Below are 26,260 nucleotides of genomic sequence, written 5' to 3' on the forward strand. Positions count from 1 at the left end.
CATATAAATAATTTACTCATTGTAAGATGTTTTCTCCATCTTCTCCATCAATTCAAGTATCCTTTCTGTCTGCTTATCTCTTATAGTCTAACATCATTTTCTACAACATGCAAGACAAAACATATCACATGCGTGCCCCTATTCATCCGTTTTCATCAGCCCTTTTAACAACTTCTTATCCGAAATCGTTTTTACTTGTTTTGCTGTAATTGTAAACCACTTTTCTTTCTTCTCAAGCGTTCTATACTTGCCAGTCACATCTTCAATCCGGCAATTTCCTTGTTCGTCTCCACAAAAAGTATACACTTTATCCGAGACTACCTTTTCCTGCTTGTCTTTTTGCGCCACACGCACAACTCTTTTATCCGGTGTCGCATTATCCTCATACATATAATCAATTGCCATTTCTACCATGTTCGTTTCCTTTTCAAGTGTAAGCCATTTTTCCCGATTTTTCATATATGTCTTTCCTTCCGCATAATCAAAATCTATATAGCTGACACCTGTATTCACTGTCTGCGTCTGCTTTGTTTCCACATCATAGCAGTAATAATTTTCATAATCCGGCATCGGCTTTCCATACCGGTTTTTCATCGGTTTCTCCGACAAATAAACGGATACCTTGTAAATAATTTTCCCCTTTTTTTCCTGCCTTACATTACTTAAATTTTCATACTTTAAATCTGCAATTTCACAATACCGCCCTACATGCTTTAACACCGTTTTTTTGTTGTCTTTCACCGAAATAGCGAGAAATTCTTTTTTCGATGCGGTGTAAATAACTCCATTTTCCACAGCTCCCGGAATCGCCTTGATTTTTTTCTTTTCATACGTTCCATCTTCATGGAATTTATAATACAATACCTCAGCATTTTTTTCGCCAATTTCAATTCCCGCTGCCACTTCTTTTGTATCCTTATCAAAAGAAAAGCCGGGCATTTCGTCCATGATTTTTTTCCACTCGCCATTTTTTAATGATATCTGCCACAACCAACTAAAACTATGATACTTAGCAGGCACAGTCATCAATACATAAACATAATCTCCACAGGAAAATAAAAATTCTAACGACCATCTATCCTCCTCAGCATTCTTCTTTTCCTCTTTGTCAGAATTGCTTCCCACCTTACGAAATCCCGACTGGATACTGCCGACATAAAGCGTCGATGATGTCAAAATGTATTGTTTCCCATCCTTTTCCATAATATCTGTTGGCCGGCCTTCTTCAATTGAAATCTCCTTCATGGCCTTTCCCAAAAAATTAAATACAATTAACTTTTCGGCAATCTGCGCAATCACATATTGTCCGCTCTCATTCGCTGCAAATAACGAATCATCATAATTTTCAACATTTTCACGATATGTATATACAGCCGGAACTTTCATTGTCTTTGGATTCCAAAAATAAATCTTTATTTTTGATTTTGTTCCCGAATCAAAAGACACAAACAAGTCCCCCACACGATAACACTCATCCATTGTATTGAATGGAATCGAAAAAGACTCCTGCGAAAGACTTTTCTTAAACTCCTGTTTTTCAATGGTAAATTCTTCCCCTCTTTTTAATCCCTCCCTTGATGTGGAAGAAAGGCTCGCCGTTTTCGCTGCATTTTCTTTTTTGGCAGTGTTCCCCATGTATTTCCCACCCGCACAAAAAATACCAATAACAGCAAGCACCTCCAAGAAAAAGATAACGGGAACCCCTACATAAAACTTTGGTTTACGTGTTTTGTGATGAAAAACATGCATTCCGGCAAAGGCACCTATTACACCAATAACAGCGATAACAAGAAGGGTAGTTTCCGGGATTCTCCACTTATTGTGAACTGCTTTATACTTGTCCACTCCGTAAATCAAAAATACAATTCCATTTAAAATCAAATATGCTGCCAAAAAATACGCTATCATACGTTCCTCCTATTTCTCAATCCGGCTGTCTCCCCGGTCAGTCACAATCCGGTAGCCAACCGATTCCACACGCCTGCTTAAACAATCTTTACACTGTGCCGACTCTTCCCCGGTACATATTTTATTATCATACAGCTCGTACTTTTTCCGCACAGAAACCGGTGATAAATTTGGCATTAATACATTCGCTCCTGCCAATAATCCCTGCTCTCGTCCATCCGGTGCAATTGTTCCAAGTGCTGTCGTCGCAGGAAGTAACACCCCCGGAAACATCAGACGAAGAATACTTAATAATAAAAGTGTCTGCTCATAGGAACCATTTTCTTCTGCACCAAATGGTGTATCCTGATGGGCAAGAAACGGTCCGATTCCAATCATATGGGGCTTCAGTTCCTGCAAAAATTCAAAATCTTCAACAAGACACTCCACCGTCTGTCCCGGCGAGCCTACCATAAAACCGGCACCTACTTCATATCCAAGTTCACGTAAGGTAAATAAACATTCTTTACGGTTTTTAAGTTTCATTTCCTGAGGATGCAGTTTTCTATAGTGAGCGTCGTCCGCCGTCTCGTGGCGCAGAAGGTAACGGTCTGCCCCCGCCTCACGAAAACATTCATATTCCTCTTTGGTGCGCTCTCCGATAGATAACGTCACTGCACAATCCGGAAATTGTTTCTTTAATTCCCGGACAATCGAAGCCACCCGCTCTTTCGTAAACCAGCCATCTTCGCCGCCTTGCAGCACAAAAGTGCGAAACCCCAATTCATATCCTTCTTTGGCACAGGACAAAATTTCTTCCGGCGTCAGGCGGTACCGCTCCACTTTTTCGTTACTTTTGCGTATCCCGCAGTAATAACAATCATTGCGGCAGATATTTGTAAATTCAATCAGCCCCCGTACAAATACGTCCTTCCCATAAATCTTCTCCCGAACCTCTCTCGCCTGTGCGGCAAGAAACTCTCGGTCCTCTCTATTTGCTGTTTCAAGAAGTTGTATCATTTCGTTCCTGTCTAATTTCTTCTCCTGTCGAAGACGCATAATCCTCTCGCGGTTGTTCATCTTCTGATTCCTCCATCTCTTCCGAGGAAGCGTGCAGACACACTTCACTCTGCCCGTGTAATTTTTTTGCTAAGTCAAACTTCAAAATCTGCTTTCGTCTTACATTATGTCCAACAACTTCCCGATATTTTGCATTTACAAATCCAAGAATCTTAGGAAGAGCCTCGCCGACACCCGGCACATCATAATACACCGCCACTACTACATAATTCATCGGCCCGGTCTGGTAAAGCTGCAAATCGGCAAAAAATTCACCACAATTCTCCTTCAGATATGCATCAAGATACTTTACCAGCGCACAATAACGCTCCTGCCATCCGGCATTTACATAGGACATACTGACATCATACAAAAAATTATTCTTTTCTGACATATAAATCCCCAAAGAAATATCTTCACACTTATTATATGAAACTCCTCTGTTTTTGTCATCCTTTTTTCAAATGTTTGTTGCTTTTAAAATTTTTAGGTTTCCGTAAATTAGCAGGAAAAGTTTGTGGTTCGTGAGCGCTCACGCTCAACAAACGCGTAGGGGTATCGGCATGCAAAATACGCAATGCCTGATACCCACGTGTTTGTACTCACTTACCACAAATCTTTTCCTGCTAATTTACGGAAACCTAAAAAGATAAACAACTAACATTTGCCCCTATGGAACAACTCTTTTCCATTTATTTTCTTCAAAAGGTTGCATTTTTTCGTCACATTCAACTTTCATCAAGAAAATATATAAGAAAAAAACAACCTAAACAGCGAAAATTACCACAAAGAGTTGCTTGTGCCATCTAATTTCTCCAGATGAAGCCTAACACATGCAACCCTATAGAGCAAATTGCAGGAAAAGCGTTGTTTCAAAACTGCGCACCTAATTCGTGCAGGAGAGATTCACTAACAAGTATCTGCTGGCAGCTTATTAGGCTTGCATTTAATCATCAAGAAAAGTTCGTGAAGAGCGGATACAAACACGTGGGTATCTGGCATTGCGTATTTTGCATGCCGATACCCCTACGCGTTTGTCAAACGAGAGTGCCCGCGAAGCACAAACTTTTCTTGATGATTTATGGAATCCTTAACAACTGCCAACCCCTTGATTTGTCAACACTTGACATCTATTTATGCTCTGTAGTAAAATATTGAGGTTATGAAAAAGGAAAGAGGAAGCGTTTTAATATGAAAGCAAAAATACGAATAGCACGACTTCTTCAGTACCTGCTGTTTTTTATTCCGGTCAAAAAAAACCGGATTATGTTTTATGCGAATAACCGCAAGGGCTATGTGTGCAACCCAAGTGTTCTTATGGAGTCGTTTTGGTTAAAACATCCGGGAGAATACGAACTTATCTGGGTCACCCGTTTTCCGGAAACCTGTACGATGCGGACCGGAATTACAGTCGTGCGCCAGCGAAGCTTAAGCTATTTTAAATTATTTCTGCGCTGTGGTATTTTTATCACTAACGATATGATTGATGAAGCACTTGTCAAAAAAAGAGGACAGACATTTTTGACAACCTGGCATGGTGGCGGCGCTTATAAAAAAGTCGGCAAAGAAACAATAAACGAAGATGAAACATTTGCCGCAAATTTTGATAAATGGTATAAGCGGTTAGATTACTTTGTGTCTTCCTGCCAAGCATGTACTGACATGTACGCCGAAGCATTTTCGTTAGACCGAAAAATCTTTTTGGAAACCGGAACACCACGAAACGATATTTTTTTCTCCAAGCATCCGGAAATCAAAAAACGTGTACAGGACTTTTATCATATAAGCGAGCAGACAAAAATTTTGCTTTTTGCGCCAAGTTTTCAGATGACTGCGCCGGAAAAAGAGCAGTACGATTTGCGCTATTTATCAGAAACAATTGACCGTTTAGAAGAAGCGACCAAAAGCAACTGGATTGTTCTTTACCGCTCACATTATTTTCGCGAGGAAACAAATGAATCCCTTGATGAGCGGATTCTTGATGGAAATTCCTATTACGAAATGCAGGACTTACTTTACACCAGTGATTTACTGGTAACCGATTTTTCTTCCTGCATCTGGGATTTTGCCCTGACCGGGCGCCCGGTTTTCTTATTGGAAAACCGCCTGAAAGAATACGAACAAATGGACCGCGGTTTCTTTGTTCCATATGACACATGGCCGTATTTGAAATGCAAAGACATTGCAGCACTTCCCGACATGGCAGTCAAATACCGGGACGAAGACTTCACAACTTTGTATAAACAACACTTTGAAACCATGGGTTCTTTTGAAAAAGGAACAGCATGTGAACAAATTCTTCATATATTAGAGAACTAAGAAGGAGTAATAAAATGAGCGAACAACGAGATAAAAATTTATGGCTTTTTAACGCCGGAAATAGCTTTGCCGGCAATCCAAAATGGATGTTTGAATATATCATAAGACATCACAAAGAAATCAAACCGGTCTGGATGTGCTACAATGCAGACACGATGAACTACGTGCATAAACTTGGTTACGAGGCAGAACTTTACCGCTCCTCCAAAGGAAAAGATGTCATGAAAAAAGCCGGTGTCTATGTCGTTGAAATGTGTAAAGAAGTATTTCAGCCGGAACTTTCCGGTATTACCGTTTTGAATCTGTGGCACGGCGTTGGCTGCAAGAGTATCGAAAGAAAGGTAACCGACGGATTTCTTCAGGAGCGCATTGCGAAAAAGTACATTCAAAACAACGATATTCTTCGCAACAACCAGCTCTTTTTAGTTACCTCGGAAATTATGGAAAAACATTTCAAAGAGCAGTGCGGCATTGATGATGACAAAGTAATCCGTGCAGGCTATCCACGCTGTGTTGTGAACGATAACATTCAAAGTTACGACCATGATATTCGCAAAAAGAAAGGGCTGTCTGCCGATACCAAGCTGGCAATATACTGCCCTACTTACCGCGATAATAATGGTGCTAATTTCATGAAGTCCGCTCTTCCGGATATGAAGCGTCTAGCAGAAGTCCTTCATGAAAACAACATTCTTTTGATATTAAAAATGCATCCTTTAGTGGAAAAAGACACTCAGTATCTCGCAATGAAAGAAGTATATCGTGAACATCCGAATTTTTATTTCTGGGAAAATGAAGATGATGTGTACGAAATCTTTTCCGATATCGACATTGCCATTGTTGATTACTCCTCCATTTTCTATGATTTATTAGCGCGTGGAGTAAAAACTTTTATTAGGTATTTTTATGATATTGATGACAAAGAAAATTTCCGCGATTTTGTTTTCGATGTACGAGAAATGACCTGCGGAACCGAGGCTTCAAATTTTGACGAATTATTAACTGCACTTTCTTCTTGCGAAGAAACAAAAAAAGAAGAACTTGACCGAATCAACCAGTTATTTTGGTCTTATTCGGATGAGAATGACTGCGAGCGGATTATCAACACCGCACTTTCTTTCACGCCGGAAAAACGAGAATTTCCGAAACTTTACAGTTTCGATATTTTTGATACCCTGTTTTCACGTCAGTGCTGTCATCCTTCCAGCGTTTTCGACAATGTCCGCAAAAAACTGGAGCAGTCTGACTGTGGCTACGACAGCTATTTTATCCGCAAATTTTCGCAGATTCGCCGCTGGTGTGAATCCAATGTGCGTGAGTTTTATAAAAAGTCGGTATTAATCCGAAATGACGACCATTTGGAAATCCAGTTGTCGGAAATTTATGACCACATGGCAACACTGTTTCCTCTCACCGATGAGCAGAAACAGCAGTTGATTACATGGGAGTGCGAGGAAGAAATCCGCTCCGTCATTCCTTTAACCGACCACATTGATATGCTCAAATCGTATCTTGCCGAAGGAAACGATGTTGTATTAATCAGTGATATGTATTTGCCGAAAGAAACGATTCAGAAAATGTTAGCAAAAGCGGACCCGCTTCTTGCCACACTTCCACTGTTTTTATCGAGCGATAAAGGTTATCAAAAAACAACCAGAAAATTATTTTTGGAAGTATATAGTTCTCTCGACTACCATTATTCGGAATGGATTCACATTGGCGATAATAAATTTGCCGATGACACCCAGCCATCCCGTCTTGGCATCCACACACAGCCGGTGTCGGTTCCGGAACTTGACAACTATGAAAAACATATGGCAGCCTACATTGAAGAATATGGTATGCACAGTGTTGTGAAATTGTTCCGCAACTTCCGTCTGGAGGAGCACACGGACAAAGAGACTTTTGCCTACAAATATGCCAGTCTTTATTTCGTTCCTTATGTTCACTGGGCAGTTCACGACGCCTTAAAACGAGGTTACAAAACCCTTTACTTTATTTCCCGTGACGGCTATTATTTGAAACTTATGGCGGATGCCGTAATTGAGAGCAAAGGACTTCCGCTGCGCACAAAATATATTTACGGTTCACGAAAAGCATGGCGTGTGCCATCGTTTATCGACAAAGTGGATGAAGAATTTTTCGAGCCTTACGGCAACTTCAGCGGCGTTCGCAATTTCAACAAATTGCTTTCCGCCCTTTTGATTGACGAAGCAACATTTGATAAGTTCTTCCCGGAGCTTGGTTACTTAAAAACAACGAAGCGTTATTCAGACCAGTTAATTTCTGATGTGAGCCAGAAATTAAAACGTTCCGATGCTTACAAAGAACATTTGCTTGCCGTTGCCAAAAAGCAGCGTGTCATCGTTTCCGACTATCTTCGTCAGGAAATTAACTTTGACGAGCCATTCGCCTTTGTGGAATACTGGGGACGCGGCTATACACAGGATTGTCTGACAAGACTCTTAGCAGATGCAGCCGGTCACGAAGTAGATGACCCGATGTATTATGTACGGAGCATTTACCCGACCATCGGCAAATCCATCCGCTACAACTACACCTGCAACACACATTCCGTTGTGTTTGCAGAATCCATTTTTGCAAATCTTCCGTATCGTACCATCGAAACCTACGAAGAGAAAAATGGACGCATCGAGCCGGTATTTAATTCCTGTGAAAATGACGAAGAAATGAATCAGGCATTGGAAACTTATCTGGTTCGCTTTGCAAAGGATTTCTGTGCACTCAACTTAGAGGATGAATTTACAACCGGCCATTACCTGTATGACTTTGGCATGGCAAACTTCAAGCAGACAACCGACGATCCGATTCTGCTGAATGTCTTTGGAAGCCTCAAGGATGCCGTGGCACTTGGCGAGCGTGCTGAGGAATACGCTCCACCGGTAACCTTCCATACAATTGTCGACTGGATGCATGGAAAGTCATACCATACAAAATCGTTTGAAATGTCGATGAAAAAATCGAAATTTATTTATCGGTGGATTTATAAGAGTTACTGTTATTACTGTGATAATATCAGGGGGAAAATATTTAAGAATAAATATTAAAACAGTTTACGAAAAAAGCAAGTTTGTGCACTCAAATGCACAAACTTGCTTTTTTCGACTTTTTTTGCACTCATCAATACCTTTTCCAAAAATCATACGAAATCAATTCCGCACCATTTTTCTGAAAGTCTTTCACGGTCTTTTTATACTTGCCTGCAAGCAGCCAGCCCATTTTGAAACATCTGCCAATCGTTACAAAGAAATCTTTTGCTTTTCGTTCCACATAAAAGCCCTTACTAGTATCTGGGTCAAACAAAAGAGCCGTTTTTCTGCGATACAAAGCATCCGGATGCGCGCCCATAGGAAGCACCGCCGTCTCTTTTTTCGCCGGAAGAAGCCATCCGTTCACAGACAGCAAATGTTTCTTTGCAAAACCACCGTCCTCATATAAATGCGAAGGCTGCGGCTTTGTCTTTTCCACATCAACGCCAAACTTGTGTAAATCATCGGAAACATCCTGCATGGCATAACCCATTTTCATGATTTCCGGATGAAGTTTTGTCGGGTCTAATTCCTTCAAAAATTCCGTTCCCTTACAGAAATCTTCGACGCCCTTCATCGTCAATTCCTGATCTTTCACGCGAAGATGAAGCATTTGTCCAATAAGATGTCTCGCAACACGTTTTATCATGTGCAGACGAGAATACTCCGGATGATGGATGGCACAGGCAATCAATGTGTTTCTCATATCGTAATATTCCATGGAAGATGCCTTTCTATTATCAAACGCATCATGCCACACACCAATTCCGTTCATTGTCATAATATTTCCATCGAAACGCAGACCATATTCGATATCGTCGCCATGAATAAAAACCGGAAGTGGAAAACCACGAAACTGTTCTGCTAACGGCACACAGCAGTACCACCAGCCATTATAATCCATCGGGAGATTATATTCATTGCGGACAACATCTGTCATTCTCCGCAAATCATAACCACGCTTGGTGAAACCAATGCGTCCACCCTGCCAGAGTTCACCATTCGCATGCTGAATGTAAGGGATGTCAAGGCGCAAAAGCCCACCGCCAAGCATAGCCCCTTTCCGCTCCTCTTTTAAGAAGTTAAGAAGTGTATACGTTCTGAAAAGTGACTCCGGTTCCAGCACAATATCATCATCCATCAATAAAATATGTGTAAGGCCATACTTTTCCCTGTCCTCATATGCTTCTTTCATGCAGCGTCCAAAACCGCCGGAGCCGCCGGTGTTTCGATTTGGCATCACAAAAATTCTGTCATTTGACAACTCTTCGTAAGGAAGCGTCTGTCCGTTATCCGACACATAAACATAAATATTCTGATAAAGCGGTGAATCCGGATTTTCCATCGTTTCACGCTTTAAAGTTTCCAGCGTTTTTTTCACAAATTCCTCGCGCCGGAAAGTACAAATTCCAATCGCTATTTTCGTTAACTGGATAGGTTCAAAAACCGTCTCAAAACATCCACCGAGAATCTCCGTATCACTGTCTGCCCTAACCGTTGCGTAAACAATTCCCTTTACGTCTGCCAGAGAAAAGGAAAGAGAAACCTCATCCGGATCTGCCTGCCTATGTCTCTCACTGGTAAAATTTTCAGTCAATGCCATTGTTCCATCCGTAACTCCGGCATCCCACAGTCGAACCATGCAGCTTCCCTTACAGCGCAGACGGAATCGAACCTCTTTTATTTTCGTATACATTTTCCATTTATATGCGGAAAAACTATTAAAATAAGTAAATAAATCCGCTTCATTTCCAGCCGGTATCTTACCGTCTGTCGTCCCATGGAAATAAAGCTCCGGCTCATTGCAAATATTTTCTTTTGGAAAAACTAAATTCTGTAATATCATTTTTATCCTCTATTTCTTCTGAGTTGCCATATAGGCATCACACACTTCGTTTACTTCGCCAATCTGCATAATCTGTCCCTTATTAATCCACACTGCATGGTCACAGAGTTTACGCACCTGGTCAATCGAATGTGATACAAACAAAAGCGTTGTTCCGCCGCCCATCATTTCATCCATTCGCTTCAAACACTTCTGCTGGAACGAATAGTCGCCAACCGCCAGAATCTCATCCACAATCAAAATGTCCGGACGCACAATCGTAGCAATCGAGAAGCCAAGCCTTGCACGCATACCGGATGAAAAGTTTTTCACCGGCGAATCCAAAAACTTATGAAGTTCTGAAAACTCCACAATTTCATCGAAATGCTCCTGCATATATTTCTTGGAATGTCCAAGCACTGTTCCATTCAAAAAAATATTTTCCCTTGCCGTCAGATTCATATCAAAACCGGCACCAAGCTCCAGTAGTGGAGAAATCGTTCCATTTACAATAATCTCTCCTTTGTACGGTTTCAAAATTCCACTGATTGCCTTCAAAAGTGTCGACTTGCCGGAACCATTGCTTCCCACAAGAGCCCACGCCTCTCCTTTACGGATTGTAAAAGAAGCATCCCGGACGGCAAGAAACTCTTGAAAGAGAAGTTCATGTTTGATTAATTTTACAAAATATTCTTTTAGATTATCGATTTTTTCCGATGCCAGATTAAACCGTATCGTCACATCTTTTACATCGATTGCAATATCATTCATGTCATTCTCCTCCTTAAATATACAAAATAAATTTGTCCTGCGTCTTTACAAATACCCACAGTCCGATGATGAGCATCAGAAATGCCGACACAATTCCAATTATAATAAGCCACATAATACTGATTCCCACCGGCACAAACCCCGGCAGTGTCAGCATACGAAACTGAGAAACATAGGAGTACATCGGATTCAGATGCGATACAATGTACTGAAGATTCTGTGGCAGTGCTTCAATTGGATAGAACATTGGCGTCAGATAAAGCCATGCCGTTGTAATCGCATTGTAAATATACTGGATATCTCGGAAAAATACATTGGTTGCCGCCAAGAAAAGTCCCAGCCCCATCGTAAATACAAAATTCTGTGCGAGCACAAGCGGGAACAGAAAAAGCCGCCACGTAAATTCTCCCCCGGTAAATAACATAACAATCAAAAGCGCTCCCATTGAAAATACACAGTCAATCAAACCACTGATAATTTTGGAAACGGTAAAAACGTATTTCGGTACATATGTTTTTTTGAGGAGCGATGCGCTTCCGTTAATCGACTGAATCGCCGATTTCGTGGACAGATTCATAAAGTTAAACATAACCTGGCCACTCATCAAATATACCGGGAAGTTAGTAATACTGGCTCTCGTAAACATTTTAGAAAATACAATCGCCATGATAATCATAATAAACAGCGGGTTTAATACACTCCACAAATAGCCCAGCACACTGCGGCGGTATTTCAATTTCAAATCCCTGCTCACAAGCTGTCCCATCAAATCTTTGAATCGGACAAAGCCCTTTATTCTGGCAACAAATAATGACATACACTACCTCCATTCTCTAGTCGCATCCGTATGCCTTCCGGCATAAATACGACGCCAAACGATACAATCCATACCCACTATGCCGCAGCATTTTCACGGCACGGTTTGTCACACTGTGATAAATATCCGGAAATTCTTTTTTAATCCGTTTATCCCAAGCCACAATTTGATTTTTGTGAACCGCCTCTGCCGGATAACTCAAATAAATTTTATACTGGCTTGTCAATATTTTCGCTACGCCTTCCGCCACATATGCTTTTTTCTCCGGCGTCAGACGCTCTGCTTCTTCCTTATAAAATTCCAGCAAATGTGTCAGCACCATCTCATGGTGTGCGCAGTTTTTCTGCATATTTCGGATGTTCATACTCTGCGTCTCCATCCCAAGTCTGTAACAGTACACCTGCTTTTCCAAAAACGCAATTGTTTTCACAAACGGAATCGGATACAAATTATACTCGGCGTCCACATAAAAACAATGTTCATCCAGACGTCTTCCCATTTTTTTCAGCAATTCCGTGCGGTAAGTAGCAGCATGCATATTAATGTAAACTTTGCCGCAGACTTCCTCAAATGCATATATTTTCCGATACTCTTTTCCCGGAAATTCATGGTGCATCTCACTCACCATTTCACCGGAAGCATCGTTAAAACTGTGGTAGTCATTCACCACCAAATCTGCCTCCGCCGTCTGAAGATATGAAAGCAACTCTTTCAAGCCATCTGCCGACACATAATCGTCCCCGTCAACGGTCTTAAAATATTTACCCGCTGCCTCTTCGATTCCGCGGTTTACCGTCGAACCATGACCGCCATTTTCTTTATCAATCAAACGGAATACATCCGGATAATTAGTCTGATACTCACGGGCAATTTCATTGACCCCTTCACCGGAACCATCATTTACAATCAAAACTTCTAACTGGTCCGTTACTTCCGGAATCAAAAAACTATCCAATGTTTCACGAAGATAATCCTCCACATGATAGGCGGCTATGGACACCGTCAAAAGTTTCATTTCAATTCCCCGCTTTCTGCCTCTGCATAAATTCTCCGCATTTTTTCTTCCACTAAATCAATCGAAAAATCCTGCACTCTTTTTTTGTTCCATTCACCCATCCGTTTTGCCTCTTCCGGGTAATCTAAGAAAAAGGAAAGACCTTTTACATAATCGGATGCATTTCCCTCTTCAAATAAAAATCCGCCTTCTCCATCGGAAATCAAATCATGGTTTCCACGGATATCTAAGGCAAGCACTGGGAGTCCGGCACGCATTGCCTCCATCATCGCTACCGGAAGTCCTTCACGCTTCGATGGAAAGGCAAAGCAGTCTGCCTGCAAAAGAACATCCGGAATTTTCTCACAGTAACCGGCAAATACCACCTGTTCATCAAGATGCATCTCCCGCACCACGGTGCGCAGATGTTCTTCCATCGCACCCGTACCACAAATAAGATACGTTAGTTTTTTTCTGCGGAAACGATCCATCGCCCGGAGCATAACTTCATTATTTTTCCCTTCGGTCAACTCGCCAACACTCACAACTACTTTGTGGTCAGCTGGGATTCCGTATGCTTTCCGCATATCAAAATCAGGGTCTTTTTCAGGTGCAGGTTTCAAGCCAACTCCCTGCACATATTCCACATTTCCGCGAATCGGGAATTTTTTTGCCCTCACATAATCTTCCTGATTAATCACCAAAAGTTTATCCGTATATCTCGCATAATGCTTTTCTGCCACATAATATTTCCAATTAGAAACCGGTGCGCCCTCATAAAAATGAAAGCCATGTGCGGTATAAATAACCGGAACTTTTCTTCCTGTCATTTTGTATACTTTCTCTGCCGCTTTGCGTGTGAGAACTCCTGTCATCGGCATATGGCAGTGAATCAAATCAAATTTTTCCTCAAACATCAGTTTTTTCAACGCCAGATAGCACGTCCGCACATCCCTGGAAAATGGCGAGCGTCCAAACGGAATATGATGTCGGTGGATTCCCGTGCCCATCAGCCGGGAATTGTCTTTTCCATACACAACAACATCAAAGTTTGCCGCATAATGAATTTCATATCCCATTTCCTGTAATATTTTCACGTTGTTCATTTCAAACTGTGGTACAAAGCCGCTGACTCTTGTTACCAGTAATGCTTTTTTACTCATGATGCGATTCCTCCCTGGATGTATATTCCTGGATCTTGCGTTCGACCTCTTCGTTGCCCTCGGTGTGTTCTTTCAATCCCGTTGTCTGGTCGGTATCCACGCCCTCTGTCGAGTCCTTTTTCAAAACGGTTTTTACTGTCATAAGAATCAGTTTCAAGTCCATCCACAGAGAGTAATTTTCAATATAAAACAAATCCAGTTTCAGTTTGTCATAGGGAACGGTGTTGTATTTTCCGTAAATCTGTGCAAATCCGGTCACTCCGGCTTTTACACGGGTGCGGAAAACAAACTCCGGCATTTCTTTCTGGTATTCTGCAATAATTTCCGGCCGCTCCGGTCTCGGTCCGACAAGCGACATATCCCCGGAAAGCACGTTAAAAAGCTGTGGCAGTTCATCTAACCGGACAGCACGCAAAAAACGGCCCACCGGCGTAATCCGCTCATCATGCTCTTTGGCAAGAACGGCTTCTCCCGACTTTTCGGCATCCACAATCATGCTGCGGAATTTTAAAATAGAAAATTCCCGATTGTCTTTCGTGCACCGCACCTGCCTGTAAAAAACCGGACCTCCGTCGCAGCATTTTATCGCAAATGCCACCAAGAGCATAATCGGCGACAATAAAATCGTAAGCGGCACCGCAATGAGCAAATCTACCGTACGCTTCCAAAACCGCTGGTCAAAACTCAAAGAATATCCCTTAGACAGCAAAAATGGGGTGTCAAACACATGAATTTCGTCGCCACCCATCAAAATAATATCGGAAATTTTCGGCATTACATACGCCCGGATTCCATTTCCATAACAATATTTTAAAATTTCATTTCTTGTTTCCGCCGCGATATCTCCAATCAAAACCGCCTGATAATCTTTCACCGTCTCGGCAATGCGGTCGATTCCAGCATGGGCATCAATTGCCCCGTAAATCGCATACTTATCACGTCTTGTCTCCAATTTATCGACTAACTCCGACGCCGGTCTGTCACCATAAATCAGAAGAATTTTCCACGGCTGGAAAATGCGGTTATACAATCGTCTCGTCACAACTGTCCAGACAACCGCAATCACGCAGTCAATTAACTGCATTAAAATCATGTATCCCGGATTGACAAGCCCAAAAGCCAGCAGACAAATCACGAAATACATCACAATATTTGCTAAAAATGTAGCTAAAAACTGCGACAACACCACTTCCATCCGCCGCAGCTGTCCAATTCTGAGTGCCCCATACATCGTCGAAAAAAAGTACACTAAAATTGCGTATAGCCCAATCAATGCCCAGTTACCTTTGCGGTAGAAATGGAAAAAGTACATCGTGTCCCAGTACACGCGGTACCAGAAATACGCAAAAACTGTCGCCATCAATGCCACGCTTATTAAGGAAAAGAAGAACAAAATCGTCTTCTTGTACGGGTCATAATTTTTATTCATGACAACCATCCACCTCCCATACTGTCTGTCATGCACAAGTATAGTAATTTTACCATAGATGGAAAGTTATTGTCAATGCAGGGGGGTGGTTGTGGCAGGGGGCGGTGTCGATTATTTAGGTTTCCATAAATCATCAAGAAAAGTTTGTACCCACTCTTCACAAATCTTTTCTTGATGCATTTACCGGAAACTAAAAAGATACGAGCACTTGACGCTAACCACTAACCAGCTAGTTGAGAGCAGCTTCTTGTGTTTTCAAAACAACGCTTTTTGCTTAAAATACTCTGTAGGGTTGCATTTTTGCGTCGCATTCAAAGCTAATCAAGAAAATTTATGAAGAAATTGCAACCTAAAAGGCGAAAATTAACAGAAAGAGTTGTTTTATCATCTAATTTCTCCAGATGAAACTTGATAAATGCATCCCTATGGGACAAATCAAGGGAAAAGAGTTGCATTGGAACCGCAGGTCTATTTTACAAAAGCTGCTCTCAATTATTTGGTGAATTGAAAAATTATACCCCTACGCGTTTGTTAAGCGGGAACACCCACGAAGCACAAACTTTTCTTGATAAATTACGAAAACCAAAAAGGCGCCAACGCCCCCTAACACAAACCAAAACTCAGTTTAACTTGAAAGATATCTCTTTTTCTACTAAAATAAGAATTACGATTGAAAAGCAAACGCGCACTTTTTGAGTTTTGCGCAGATTGAGAGGTTAGTATGGATAATCGAAATTTTACTCTGCTTACTGATTTTTACGAAATCACAATGATGCAGGGCTACTTTAAAAATCATGCATCAAATCGTGTTGTTTTTGATTTATTTTACCGTCAGAATCCGGATGATGGTGCGTATGCCGTATGTGCCGGACTGGCTCAGGTAATTGACTACATCAAAAGCCTTCACTTTGATTATGAGGATATTGATTACTTACGCGGTCTTGGCGTGTTTGATGAAGACTTTTTGAATTATCTTGCAAGTTTTCATTTTACGGGGGATATTTATGCGATTCCGGAAGGTACGGTGGTCTTCCCACGCGAACCGCTTTTGAAAGTTGTCGCGCCAATTTTAGAGGCGCAGTTAGTGGAAACAGCACTCTTAAATCTGATTAACCACCAAAGCCTGATTGCAACAAAAGCTTCCCGTGTCTGCTATGCAGCAAAGGGCGGTGGCGTTATGGAATTTGGTCTGCGGCGCGCACAGGGACCGGATGCCGGTACATTCGGGGCACGTGCGGCTGTCATTGGCGGATGTATTGGTACAAGCAACGTAATTTGCGCAAAAGAATATGATGTTCCCGCACTTGGCACGCACGCACACAGCTGGATTATGAGTTATGGGGATGAATTGACTGCATTCCGCAAATATGCCGAATTGTATCCGAATAACACGACACTTCTTGTTGACACCTACGATACCCTTCGTTCAGGCGTACCAAATGCCATCCGTGTATTTGAAGAATTGAGTGAGCAGAACCGCATGCCGAAAAAATATGGCATTCGTCTCGACAGCGGCGACCTCGCTTACCTTTCCAAGAAAGCAAGAAAAATGTTAGACGATGCGGGATTTTCGGATGCCGAAATCTGTGCTTCAAGTGATTTGGATGAATATCTGATTGACTCTCTGCTCTCACAGGGTGCCTGCATTGATTCCTGGGGCGTTGGCACAAACTTGATTACATCCAAAAACACACCTGCGTTTGGCGGTGTATACAAATTGGCTGCGGTAGAAATTGACGGAGAAATGATTCCAAAAATCAAATTATCTGAAAACCCGGCAAAAATCACAAATCCGGGCAATAAAACCGTTTACCGCATTTATGACAAAGAATCCGGAAAAATCCGTGCCGATTACATAACACTTGCGGACGAAACCTTTGACGAATCCGAAGATTTGCTTCTTTTTGACCCGAATGCTACTTGGAAAAAAACGCGTCTTGAAGGCGGCACCTACACGATGAAAGAAATTTTAGTTCCTATTTTCAAAAACGGACAGTGTGTTTACGACTCGCCATCCGTTATGGAAATTCAAAAACACTGCAAGGAGCAATTGGAAACGATGTGGGAAGAATCAAGACGTCTGGTTAATCCTCAGGAAGTATTTGTTGATTTGTCTGACAAATTGTATGAAATGAAAAAAGAATTATTAAATGAAGTAGGACGCTGAGTAAGCGTCCTACAAATTGTTATTTTCGTATACAAAGATACAAAACATTTCCATCCTTCTAACTCATCAAATAATAGCCATAGAAGGGCATAATGTTTCTTTCTCCCCCTTGTACTAATTATTCTTTGTTTTCTTAATAATTGTCTGCAACCACGGAATTCCAAAATAAGCTACACAAAAGCCAAAAATTCCCCCAATGGTATTTAACATTACATCATCAATATCAACACAACGGTAATTTACTTGTAACATAGCGTTAAATGCTCCCTGCCAAACTTCTACTAAAACTGTTACAAGAATAATGCAGCATAATACCTTGAAAAACTTTTTGCCTTCTTTAAAATAATAGCAAAGTGAAAAACCAAAAGGTATAAATAAAAGAATGTTTCCAAAAAATTGATAACACAAAGTGCCATATGTATGATATGTTATTGCTTCACCAAAAATAGATATTATTGTATGAAACGGAATAAAATTATTCCCCAGTCCTTCTCCATCCGTAATCATCGTCTGCAATAATTCATCTTGATACGGAAATGGAAAAAAGCATACACAAACAATCAACATAACAGACAAAAGACAACCCATTGTCGATAAATACCTTTTATCTCTCAAATCCCGGTTTAATGCTCCCATAACAAACATGCAAATTATAAGAAACGCAAAAAAGAATAAAATAAACTGTGCTGTAATCATATAAACTCCTTTCCCTCCAGCAATATTATCTCTTTTTCCATCAATTTCTAATTAAACCCATAAATCTTTTGCGACAAACTATAGCCCCACACGACAATCTTTCTGCCGGCTTTGCTGCGGAACTGCATCGGCTTACTCAGTGCCATTTTATTTATCATACGGTACATAATTTTATTTTTATTTTTCAGGTACTCCCATAATTCCTCGCGTTTCTGCAGGCTTTCTTCCGAGCCTTCTTTAATGAGAAATACAGAACTAACCGTCATCATCATTGTCAAATATTTTACCATGTAATCGCGCAGTTTTTTGTTCTTGATTTTTGTCAAATCATACGCATCAATCATCAATTTGTTTACTTTAATCTGCTGGTCGATACGTCCAATCATTACTTTTTCGTTTACCGACTGGTCATCCCTTCCGATAAAATAACGATACAAATCGGCATTCACATAATACATTTTTTTCACAAAAGGAAGCGGATTATAGACAAAAATGTTATCCACATAAAACGTATGTCGCGGCAATTCCAGCTGACAGTCACGAAGCATTTTAGTACGGTAAATAACCGAATGCATCAAAATATTCTGACTAATCTTAAAGCGTTTTACATCATTCCACGTAAATACCTGATTTTCCGGGAAAACGCCATCATAGCGAATCACTTTGTGTTTGTGAAGGCTTGGCTTTTCGTAAACATAATTAGCAAGCAGCATATCCACGCCGGAACCATCTTCCACAAAACTGCGAAGCACATCCAAAATCTTAAGGAATGCCCCTCTGTCAAACCAGTCATCACTGTCGAGCACCTTGTAATACAAACCACTTGCATTGGCAAGACCGGTATTTACTGCTGCCCCGTGACCCCCGTTTTCCTGGTGAATCGCCCGTACAATCGTCGGATGTTCTTTTTGCAGACGGTCGGCAATTTCAGCCGTTTTATCTGAAGAACCATCATTTACCAGAATAATTTCAACATCTTCGCCACCTACTAACGCGGTTTCTACTGCATGCTCCATGTAATCCTGCGAATTATAGCAAGGTATTGCAACCGTCAATAGTTTCATTCTCAAAACCCTTCTTTCTTAAATTTCCTCTGCCACCGTCAGTGCACGGTCCACAATCGCATCAATATTATAATACTTGTATTCAGCCAAACGTCCTAACAGATAGAAGTTTGGAATCTTATTAACAAGTTCTTTGTACTTCAAAAACAGAGCATCATTTTCAGCGTTATTAATTGCATAATAAGGGATTTCTCCATCTTTTCCCTGATATGGCATCGGATACTCTTTGACAATCGTCGTGTCCTTTGCATCCAACTGGCCGGACAAATACTTAAACTCTGTTATACGGGTAAAATCTTCCGACACCGTGTAGTTTACTACACCGTGGCTCTGATAAAATTTCTTGTCATAGTGCTCAAAATCAAACCGCAGCGAACGATACGGAAGTCTGCCAAAGCGGCATCCAAACAGCTCATCCAAAGCTCCGGTAAAAATCACATTGCCGGTAAATGGCTGCCCCTCGAAAAGGACTTTGTTTTCTGCCTCCGGGTCAATCGTAAGAACCGATGCCGCCTCACAATTTAAGCGCACTTCAATGCCCGGATAATCGAGCATTTTTTCAAAAATCGGCGTAAATCCTTCCTTCGGAAGTCCCTGATATTTATCCTGAAAATAACGGTTATCTCTGGATAAAAGAACCGGAACTCGGCCAGACACAGCCGGATCGATTTCCTTCGGCGATTTGCCCCACTGCTTCATCGTATATTTCAAGAAAACATTTTCATATACATACTGAGCAATCTCCTGTAACTCTTCATTTTCATGATTCATAAGTTCCAGAATCGGAACTCTGGCACCTTCGCCAAAATTATCAATTAAAAGCTTTTCCAAATGCGGTGCACGCTCGCCGTACACAAGCTCCAGCGTATTTAAGTTAAAAGGAATTGGCAATTCTCTGCCGTATACATTTCCAACAACTTCATGGCGGTAATTATACCAATCCGTAAAACGTGACAAATAGTCATATACTCTATCAATATTGGTATGAAAAATATGCGGTCCATACTGATGAATCAAAATGCCATAGTCATCTTTTTTGTCATAGCAGTTTCCGCCGACATGGTCTCTGGCGTCAATTACTAACACCTGCTGTCCTTTTTTCTCAGCCAGCTCTCTGGCTACCACAGCACCGGCAAAGCCGCTGCCAATCACAATACTATCGAACATATCTGTCCTCCCTCATTTATTCCTTATTATTCCTATTTTACCAAACCTAGCGAATAATATCCACTATTAATTTCGGAATCCTTGGAGCTTCTTTCGAATACCGGATACTGCTCTCAAACATTGCCATTCCACGGTTCAATTTTTCTTTTGTTCCTGCATAGCAGATGGCAATCGGTTCGCCTTTTTTCACGGTATCTCCAATTTTCTTTTCCAGGTAAATACCTGCGCTCATATCAATGACGCTGTCTTTGGTCTCCCTGCCGGCACCCAAAAGTCCTGCTGCCACACCAATCTTCTCGGTATCCATCCCAGATAAAAATCCATCTTCTGCGGCAAGCACTTCTCCCTCAAATGCGTCTCTCTCAAAAAATTCCGGATGCTCTACATAACGGATATCGCCGCCCTGCGCCTGTACCATTTCTTTGAATTTTTCAAATGCCTGTCCGGACGAAAGAGCTTTTTTCGCCATCCTTTTTCCCTGACTGTGGCTTACATTTTCCAGCCCAAGTGACAGCATCATACCGGCTAACGCCACGCTGACTTCTTTGACATCTTCCGGACCGTCTCCTTTTAACACCTCAATGGCTTCTTTCACTTCCATGTTATTGCCGATTGCAAATCCGAGTGGTTCCTCCATGCCGGTTAAAATCGCCACCGTCTCTTTGCCGGCATGATTTCCAATTGCCACCATATGTTTTGCAAGTTTTTTCGCATCTCTTGTATTTTTCATAAATGCTCCGCTGCCCGTCGTGACGTCCAAAACAATTTTGTCACTTCCTGCCGCCAGCTTCTTGCTCATAACTGACGCTGCAATCAACGGAATACTGTCCACTGTAGCTGTTACATCGCGGAGTGCATACAAAAGTTTGTCCGCCGGTGCCAGATTTCCGGTCTGTCCAATCACGCTGATTCCCGTTTTTTTCACCGTTTCAAAAAACTCCTCTGCCGAAAGGTCAATGCGAAAACCGGATATCGACTCCAGTTTATCTAGCGTTCCCCCGGTAAATCCAAGTCCGCGTCCACTCATTTTTGCCACCGGCACGCCACAAGCCGCCACAATCGGTCCAACAATCAGTGTTGTCTTGTCGCCAACACCGCCCGTCGAATGTTTGTCCACTTTAATTCCTTCAATCGGTGACAAATCGACCAAATCTCCGGAATCTCGCATTGCCAGAGTAAACGCCGCCAGTTCCTCATTTTCCATGCCATTAAAGTAAATTGCCATCAGCATGGCAGACATCTGATAATCCGGAATTTTCCCCGCCACATAATCCGTTATCATAAAATCAATTTCTTCTTTTGTCAGTGTCTCTCCATTCTTTTTTTTCTGAATTAAATCAACAAATCTCTCTTTTCCCATGTGAAATACCTCCTATATAATACGACCGTTCCCATAAACCCAATCGAAACGATTTCCGTTAGTTATAATGTAACATATTCTAGCCATTCCTGCCAGTAATTTACGGTTTTTTGCCCGCAAAATAATGAACCCATTCAAAATCCGAACACTCCGCATTTTTCCATGTCATCAAATAAAATTCTAAATCCCTACCAGGCACCTTTACCATGTTGGCAATCCCAAGAACCGGCGACGGAAAGTCCTTGCAGTAATAGAGTTCTTTCCCATCAATCTTCTTCTCCCATGCATTGGCATCCAATTTCCCACCATAGATGCCATTCCCCGTCAACAGATATCCGAAATCGTCATCAATCACAAGACCGGAAGTGCTGCTTTCCGATGTCATTCCCTCACATTTTATAACCTTTTTCGGCACACTTTCATAAAGTGATTTTTTCATAATCAACTGCTGTCTCGGTGCCACCACATAATAGTTTCCTTCCGTATCAAACCCTGCTGATATATCATCAATTTTTCCATCTTTGGCAAGAAATTTTTCTTCTACACTGTCGTACTCAATTGCCTGTCCGTCCGTGGCATCTTCCTCCAGGGAAAAGAAAAACACAAGACGTGATTCGTTAATCACACTAAACGATACAATCTTTTGCCCTTTTACACGTGACGTAATATCAGGGATATGAAGTTCCCGGATTTCCCTATTTTTCTTGATTTTATACAGCTGGCATTTTGTTTTACTATTATCACTATACATCACGTACAAATTCTGCTTTGTATCGGCTGCAATCTGAATTTCACCATTGCCGCAGTTTTTTGCAATAAAATCACTCCATGCCGTTTTTTTCATCACCCATTTCTTATCTTCCTCCCACCGGCACTCCATATAAGAATCTTTTCCGGAAGTCTGCATGCGAAAAATGAAATACGGCACCTCTTCACCTGCAATAAGATACATTTGTTTCATATCTTTTGAAAATGCAGGATCCGGCTTTTGTATCTTTTCATATTCGTATGACTTATCTCGTTTTAGAGAAACTTCCTCTCTCGGTTGCACCGCAGCTTCTTTATCGCAGGAAATAACAAACAGACTCAAGCAACAAATCAGAAAACACCGAACCCACTTCATAGTAACTCACGCCCTTTCCTAAACTATCAACACAAAACTATTACTTTGTATTTTACTACAACTGAGATATGATGTCCATCATACTTTCAGCCAAGTTTTTAGACCAAGTTTTTAGAAGAAAAGAACCACATGCAACCTTATCCTTCATATATACCAAGAATAGTTGCATAGATTTTGAGAAAATTCAGCCGAAAGCAACCAAAAAGCAAGAAATTAATATAAAGAGTTGCATGTGTCGTACAATTTTCCCGAATAAAACCGAATAATGAGGTGAAAATGCAACCCTCTAGGCAAAAATCAAGCAAAAGAGTTGTTCCGGAAGTGTTAACCTCAAATTTTAGCCACAAATCACCCCCAAATTTCAGCCACAAAAGATGTAGCAAATATTCGTTATAAGTTTATTTAGATTTCGGCAGCTCAGAAGAAAAATTTTTCTTCTGAGCTGCCGAAATCTAAAAACAAGTCCTAACCATTACTTGCCTACACCCCCTCAAATATGTTATACTTTTGACGATTATTACACTTTATGAAAGGGGATTTTTTATGTCCACAACTACCATTGCGGTGTTAATTGCCTTCGTGTGTTATTTAGCGATGATGATTGGCATCGGCATCTTTTCGATGAAAAAAACAAACAGTACCGAAGATTATTTTCTTGGCGGAAGAGGCTTAAACAGCTGGGTTGCCGCTCTTTCCGCACAGGCTTCCGATATGAGCGGATGGCTCTTGATGGGACTGCCGGGTTCGATTTACCTTGCCGGAACCGGAAAAGCCTGGATTGCCATCGGATTGTTTATCGGAACGGCGCTTAACTGGATTTGCATTTCCAAACGCCTGCGCCGTTACACAATTGTAGCAAACAACTCTTTAACCCTTCCGGAATTTTTCCAGAACCGTTTTCGCGATAAGAAAAAGATTCTTCTTGGAATTTCTTCCGTTGTAATCGTTATTTTCTTCTTAGTGTATACCGCATCGGCACTGGCATCCGGTGGAAAACTCTTCCAGACCGTATTTGGTCTTGATTACCACTACGCACTTTTAATTGGTGCAGCCGTTATTCTGGCATACACATTTATGGGAGGATTCCTCGCCGTATGTACCACCGATTTTGTGCAGGGAACCATGATGCTTATTGCACTTTTAACGGTGCCGATTATCGCTTATGCCGCTATCAGCGGCGACTTCACCGGCGCATTAACCGCTCACGGTGTAGCAGAAAATTCAGACTTCTTAAGTTTGTTCTATATGGATGGAAAACCATATCCGCTGATTTCCATCGTTTCTGACTTAGCCTGGGGACTTGGTTACTGCGGTATGCCACATATCTTAGTCCGTTTTATGGCTGTTAAGAGCGAAAAAGAATTGAAAAAATCCAGTGTAATCGCAATCGTATGGGTTGCCATTTCGCTGATTGCCGCATGCTTTATCGGAATCTTAGGACGCGGATTCTTAAATGAAACACTCGTAGAAACCGGTTCCGAAAATGTATTTATCAAAATGATTCAGCAGATTTTCGATGGCAACATCGTTTTAATCTTTATTGGCGGTTTGTTCCTTTGCGGAATCCTTGCTGCCATTATGTCAACAGCAGATTCCCAGCTTCTTGTCTGCGCCTCCTCCGCATCTAAAGATATTTTCAAAAATATTCTGAAACCGGAAGCAGAAGACAAAAAAGTATTAAATGTAAGCCGTATTACGGTTCTTGTAATTGCTGTCGTTGCCTGCATTATCGCATGGAACCCGGACAGCAGTATCATGGGACTTGTTTCTGACGCATGGGCCGGTCTTGGTTCTGCCTTTGGTCCACTCGTTGTGTGCTCCCTGTTCTGGAAACGTACCAACCTTCCGGGTGCGGTTGCCGGCATCATATCCGGTGGATTGTTCGTTATCATCTGGGATTACCTTCCAATTCTTGGCGGTCAGACACCTTACGCCGTAACCGGAATTTACTCCCTGTTATTAGGATTCTTTGTCAGCCTTTTGTGCATTGTCATTGTCAGCCTTTTGACAAAAGCACCATCCAAAGAAATTGTTGAAGAATTTGAATCTGTCAAAACTTATCAGGAATAAATCGTAGAACCTACGGAGGTTTTTATGGAGTTTAAAAGTTTAAAAAAAATTCATGACGGTCACTTTATCCACCGCTATGATATCACATATGAAACGGTCGATGGAAAAGAAAAAGTTTATGAAATGATTAGCCGAAATCCGGACATTTCCACACTTTCGGAGCTTCAGGCAAAAACACCGGACTCTGTTGTTTTAATCATGCATGATGAGAAGGACGAAAAAATACTGTTAAATAAAGAATTCCGCCTTGCTTTAGGCGACTGGGTATATAATTTCCCGGCAGGCCTGATTGATGAAGGCGAAGAGCCAATCGAAAGCGCAAGGCGCGAATTAAAAGAAGAAACCGGACTTGATTTACTGACGGTAAACGATATTCTTCCTTTAAGTTACAGTGCCATTGGCTTTGCCAATGAAACCAACCTCTGTATCGTCGGTGTTGCAGACGGCACCTTTTCCAAAAGCAGTTCCACTGTTGAGGAAATAAAAGCCGGCTGGTACACAAAAGACGAAGTCAAAAAACTTCTGAAAACGGAATTATTCGCCGCAAGAACGCAATCTTACTGTTACTTGTGGAGTAAATAAAAAAATGCTTAGAAGGCTAAAATCCTGACATCAGATTTCGCTTTCTAAGCATTTTATTTTCTAACATTTCTTACTTGGTTCCAAAGATTCGGTCTCCGGCATCTCCAAGCCCCGGACAAATATACGCATTTTCATTCAGACAGCGGTCTTTGCAGCCCACATAAAGCTGAATATCCGGATGTGCTTTCATCAGACGCTCAATTCCTTCCGGTGCAGCAATAATCGACATAAATTTAATGTTCTTTCCACCATGCGCTTTGATAAAATCTACTGCCGCTACTGCCGAACCACCGGTTGCCAACATCGGATCCACAACCACAATCGTTCTCTGGTCAATCGGTTCCGGAAGCTTACAGTAATACTCATGAGGTTCATGTGTTTCCTCATCACGGTACAAACCGATATGACCGACTTTCGCCGATGGCACCAGTGATAAAATACCGCTTACCATACCAAGTCCGGCACGAAGAATCGGCACAATAGCTAACTTCTTTCCGGCAATCATCGGTGTCCGGCACGTCTCGATTGGTGTCTTAATTTCCACATCTTCAACCGGCAGATCACGGAGTGCCTCATATCCCATAAGCATGGCAATCTCCTCAATCAGACGGCGGAACTCATTCGTTCCTGTTGCCTCATTTCGCAAAATCGAAATCTTATGCTGAATCAGCGGATGTTCCATTATAGTAATCTGTTTCATTTTCTTTCCTCCATTTT

20 protein-coding genes are annotated in these 26,260 nt (G+C 41.5%); 5 read left to right on the forward strand and 15 right to left on the reverse strand.

Annotation, left to right across the window (positions count from 1 at the left end):
• Positions 1 to 138: 138 nt before the first annotated feature.
• Genes DW005_RS14390 through DW005_RS03260 form a run of 3 tightly spaced genes read right to left on the reverse strand, consistent with a single transcriptional unit; the run spans position 139 to position 3,340 of the window.
• Positions 139 to 1,908, reverse strand: a complete 1,770-nt coding sequence (locus DW005_RS14390; protein WP_117478141.1) for a DUF1294 domain-containing protein — start codon at positions 1,906 to 1,908, stop codon at positions 139 to 141.
• Between the two features lie 9 nt (positions 1,909 to 1,917).
• The gene (hydE, locus tag DW005_RS03255; RefSeq protein WP_117478142.1) at positions 1,918 to 2,967 is read right to left on the reverse strand and encodes a [FeFe] hydrogenase H-cluster radical SAM maturase HydE; all 1,050 of its coding nucleotides are present in this window, start codon (positions 2,965 to 2,967) and stop codon (positions 1,918 to 1,920) included.
• Entirely contained in the window at positions 2,891 to 3,340 is a 450-nt protein-coding gene (locus tag DW005_RS03260; protein WP_022376064.1) for a hypothetical protein, read from the reverse strand. Before DW005_RS03260 ends, hydE begins: the two co-directional genes overlap by 77 nt.
• Positions 3,341 to 4,137: 797 nt before the next feature.
• On the opposite strand from DW005_RS03260, the gene DW005_RS03265 reads away from it, so the two are divergent.
• On the forward strand, positions 4,138 to 5,265 hold the full coding sequence (locus DW005_RS03265; protein WP_117478143.1) for a CDP-glycerol glycerophosphotransferase family protein: 1,128 nt from the start codon (positions 4,138 to 4,140) through the stop codon (positions 5,263 to 5,265).
• 14 nt (positions 5,266 to 5,279) lie between these two features.
• The gene (locus tag DW005_RS03270) at positions 5,280 to 8,333 is read left to right on the forward strand and encodes a CDP-glycerol glycerophosphotransferase family protein (RefSeq protein ID WP_117478144.1); all 3,054 of its coding nucleotides are present in this window, start codon (positions 5,280 to 5,282) and stop codon (positions 8,331 to 8,333) included.
• A gap of 73 nt (positions 8,334 to 8,406) precedes the next feature.
• Here the strand turns inward: DW005_RS03270 and DW005_RS03275 are convergent, their stop codons facing one another.
• The 6 genes from DW005_RS03275 to DW005_RS03300 are packed head-to-tail and all read right to left on the reverse strand — an operon-like array spanning position 8,407 to position 15,314.
• Positions 8,407 to 10,161, reverse strand: a complete 1,755-nt coding sequence (locus DW005_RS03275) for a glycosyltransferase (protein WP_117478145.1) — start codon at positions 10,159 to 10,161, stop codon at positions 8,407 to 8,409.
• A gap of 9 nt (positions 10,162 to 10,170) precedes the next feature.
• The gene (locus DW005_RS03280) at positions 10,171 to 10,911 is read right to left on the reverse strand and encodes an ABC transporter ATP-binding protein (protein ID WP_117478146.1); all 741 of its coding nucleotides are present in this window, start codon (positions 10,909 to 10,911) and stop codon (positions 10,171 to 10,173) included.
• 13 nt (positions 10,912 to 10,924) lie between these two features.
• Positions 10,925 to 11,728 carry an ABC transporter permease gene (locus DW005_RS03285; RefSeq protein WP_117478147.1) on the reverse strand — a complete coding sequence of 268 codons (804 nt, stop codon included), beginning with the start codon at positions 11,726 to 11,728 and terminating at the stop codon, positions 10,925 to 10,927.
• A 16-nt stretch (positions 11,729 to 11,744) separates the two neighbouring features.
• A complete protein-coding gene (locus DW005_RS03290) occupies positions 11,745 to 12,743 on the reverse strand; it encodes a glycosyltransferase family 2 protein (RefSeq protein ID WP_117478148.1) in 999 nt (332 codons plus the stop codon).
• Positions 12,740 to 13,885 (reverse strand): glycosyltransferase, encoded by a 1,146-nt coding sequence (locus DW005_RS03295; RefSeq protein WP_117478149.1) that lies wholly within the window; start codon positions 13,883 to 13,885, stop codon positions 12,740 to 12,742. The genes DW005_RS03290 and DW005_RS03295 overlap by 4 nt, the downstream gene beginning before the upstream one ends.
• Positions 13,878 to 15,314, reverse strand: coding sequence for a sugar transferase (locus tag DW005_RS03300; RefSeq protein ID WP_117478150.1), 1,437 nt, complete (start codon positions 15,312 to 15,314; stop codon positions 13,878 to 13,880). Before DW005_RS03300 ends, DW005_RS03295 begins: the two co-directional genes overlap by 8 nt.
• Before the next feature lie 721 nt (positions 15,315 to 16,035).
• Between DW005_RS03300 and DW005_RS03305 the strand changes: the two genes are divergently transcribed.
• On the forward strand, positions 16,036 to 17,481 hold the full coding sequence (locus DW005_RS03305) for a nicotinate phosphoribosyltransferase (RefSeq protein ID WP_117478151.1): 1,446 nt from the start codon (positions 16,036 to 16,038) through the stop codon (positions 17,479 to 17,481).
• 114 nt (positions 17,482 to 17,595) lie between these two features.
• Here DW005_RS03305 and DW005_RS03310 read toward each other — a convergent pair whose 3' ends face one another.
• The 5 genes from DW005_RS03310 to DW005_RS03330 all read right to left on the reverse strand — a co-directional run bounded on the left by DW005_RS03310 (position 17,596) and on the right by DW005_RS03330 (position 22,891).
• Positions 17,596 to 18,177 carry a VanZ family protein gene (locus DW005_RS03310; RefSeq protein ID WP_117478152.1) on the reverse strand — a complete coding sequence of 194 codons (582 nt, stop codon included), beginning with the start codon at positions 18,175 to 18,177 and terminating at the stop codon, positions 17,596 to 17,598.
• A gap of 47 nt (positions 18,178 to 18,224) precedes the next feature.
• On the reverse strand, positions 18,225 to 19,241 hold the full coding sequence (locus DW005_RS03315; protein WP_022376709.1) for a glycosyltransferase family A protein: 1,017 nt from the start codon (positions 19,239 to 19,241) through the stop codon (positions 18,225 to 18,227).
• Positions 19,242 to 19,259: 18 nt separating this feature from the next.
• Complete coding sequence (glf, locus tag DW005_RS03320) at positions 19,260 to 20,408, reverse strand: UDP-galactopyranose mutase (RefSeq protein ID WP_117478153.1); 1,149 nt, start codon at positions 20,406 to 20,408, stop codon at positions 19,260 to 19,262.
• Between the two features lie 46 nt (positions 20,409 to 20,454).
• Positions 20,455 to 21,768: a pyrimidine-nucleoside phosphorylase gene (locus tag DW005_RS03325; RefSeq protein WP_117478154.1), complete on the reverse strand. Its 1,314-nt coding sequence runs from the start codon at positions 21,766 to 21,768 to the stop codon at positions 20,455 to 20,457.
• A gap of 100 nt (positions 21,769 to 21,868) precedes the next feature.
• Positions 21,869 to 22,891 carry a hypothetical protein gene (locus DW005_RS03330; RefSeq protein WP_117478155.1) on the reverse strand — a complete coding sequence of 341 codons (1,023 nt, stop codon included), beginning with the start codon at positions 22,889 to 22,891 and terminating at the stop codon, positions 21,869 to 21,871.
• Between the two features lie 543 nt (positions 22,892 to 23,434).
• Between DW005_RS03330 and putP the strand changes: the two genes are divergently transcribed.
• Together putP and DW005_RS03340 are read left to right on the forward strand one after the other, a co-directional pair.
• Positions 23,435 to 24,961, forward strand: coding sequence for a sodium/proline symporter PutP (gene putP / locus DW005_RS03335; protein ID WP_117478156.1), 1,527 nt, complete (start codon positions 23,435 to 23,437; stop codon positions 24,959 to 24,961).
• 24 nt (positions 24,962 to 24,985) lie between these two features.
• Positions 24,986 to 25,543 (forward strand): NUDIX hydrolase, encoded by a 558-nt coding sequence (locus DW005_RS03340; protein ID WP_117478157.1) that lies wholly within the window; start codon positions 24,986 to 24,988, stop codon positions 25,541 to 25,543.
• A gap of 70 nt (positions 25,544 to 25,613) precedes the next feature.
• Here the strand turns inward: DW005_RS03340 and upp are convergent, their stop codons facing one another.
• A complete protein-coding gene (upp, locus tag DW005_RS03345; RefSeq protein WP_117478158.1) occupies positions 25,614 to 26,243 on the reverse strand; it encodes a uracil phosphoribosyltransferase in 630 nt (209 codons plus the stop codon).
• Positions 26,244 to 26,260 lie beyond the last annotated feature (17 nt).

It is taken from the genome of Clostridium sp. AF36-4 (assembly GCF_003435975.1).
In the GTDB taxonomy this organism is placed as follows: Bacteria; Bacillota; Clostridia; order Lachnospirales; family Lachnospiraceae; genus Eubacterium_F.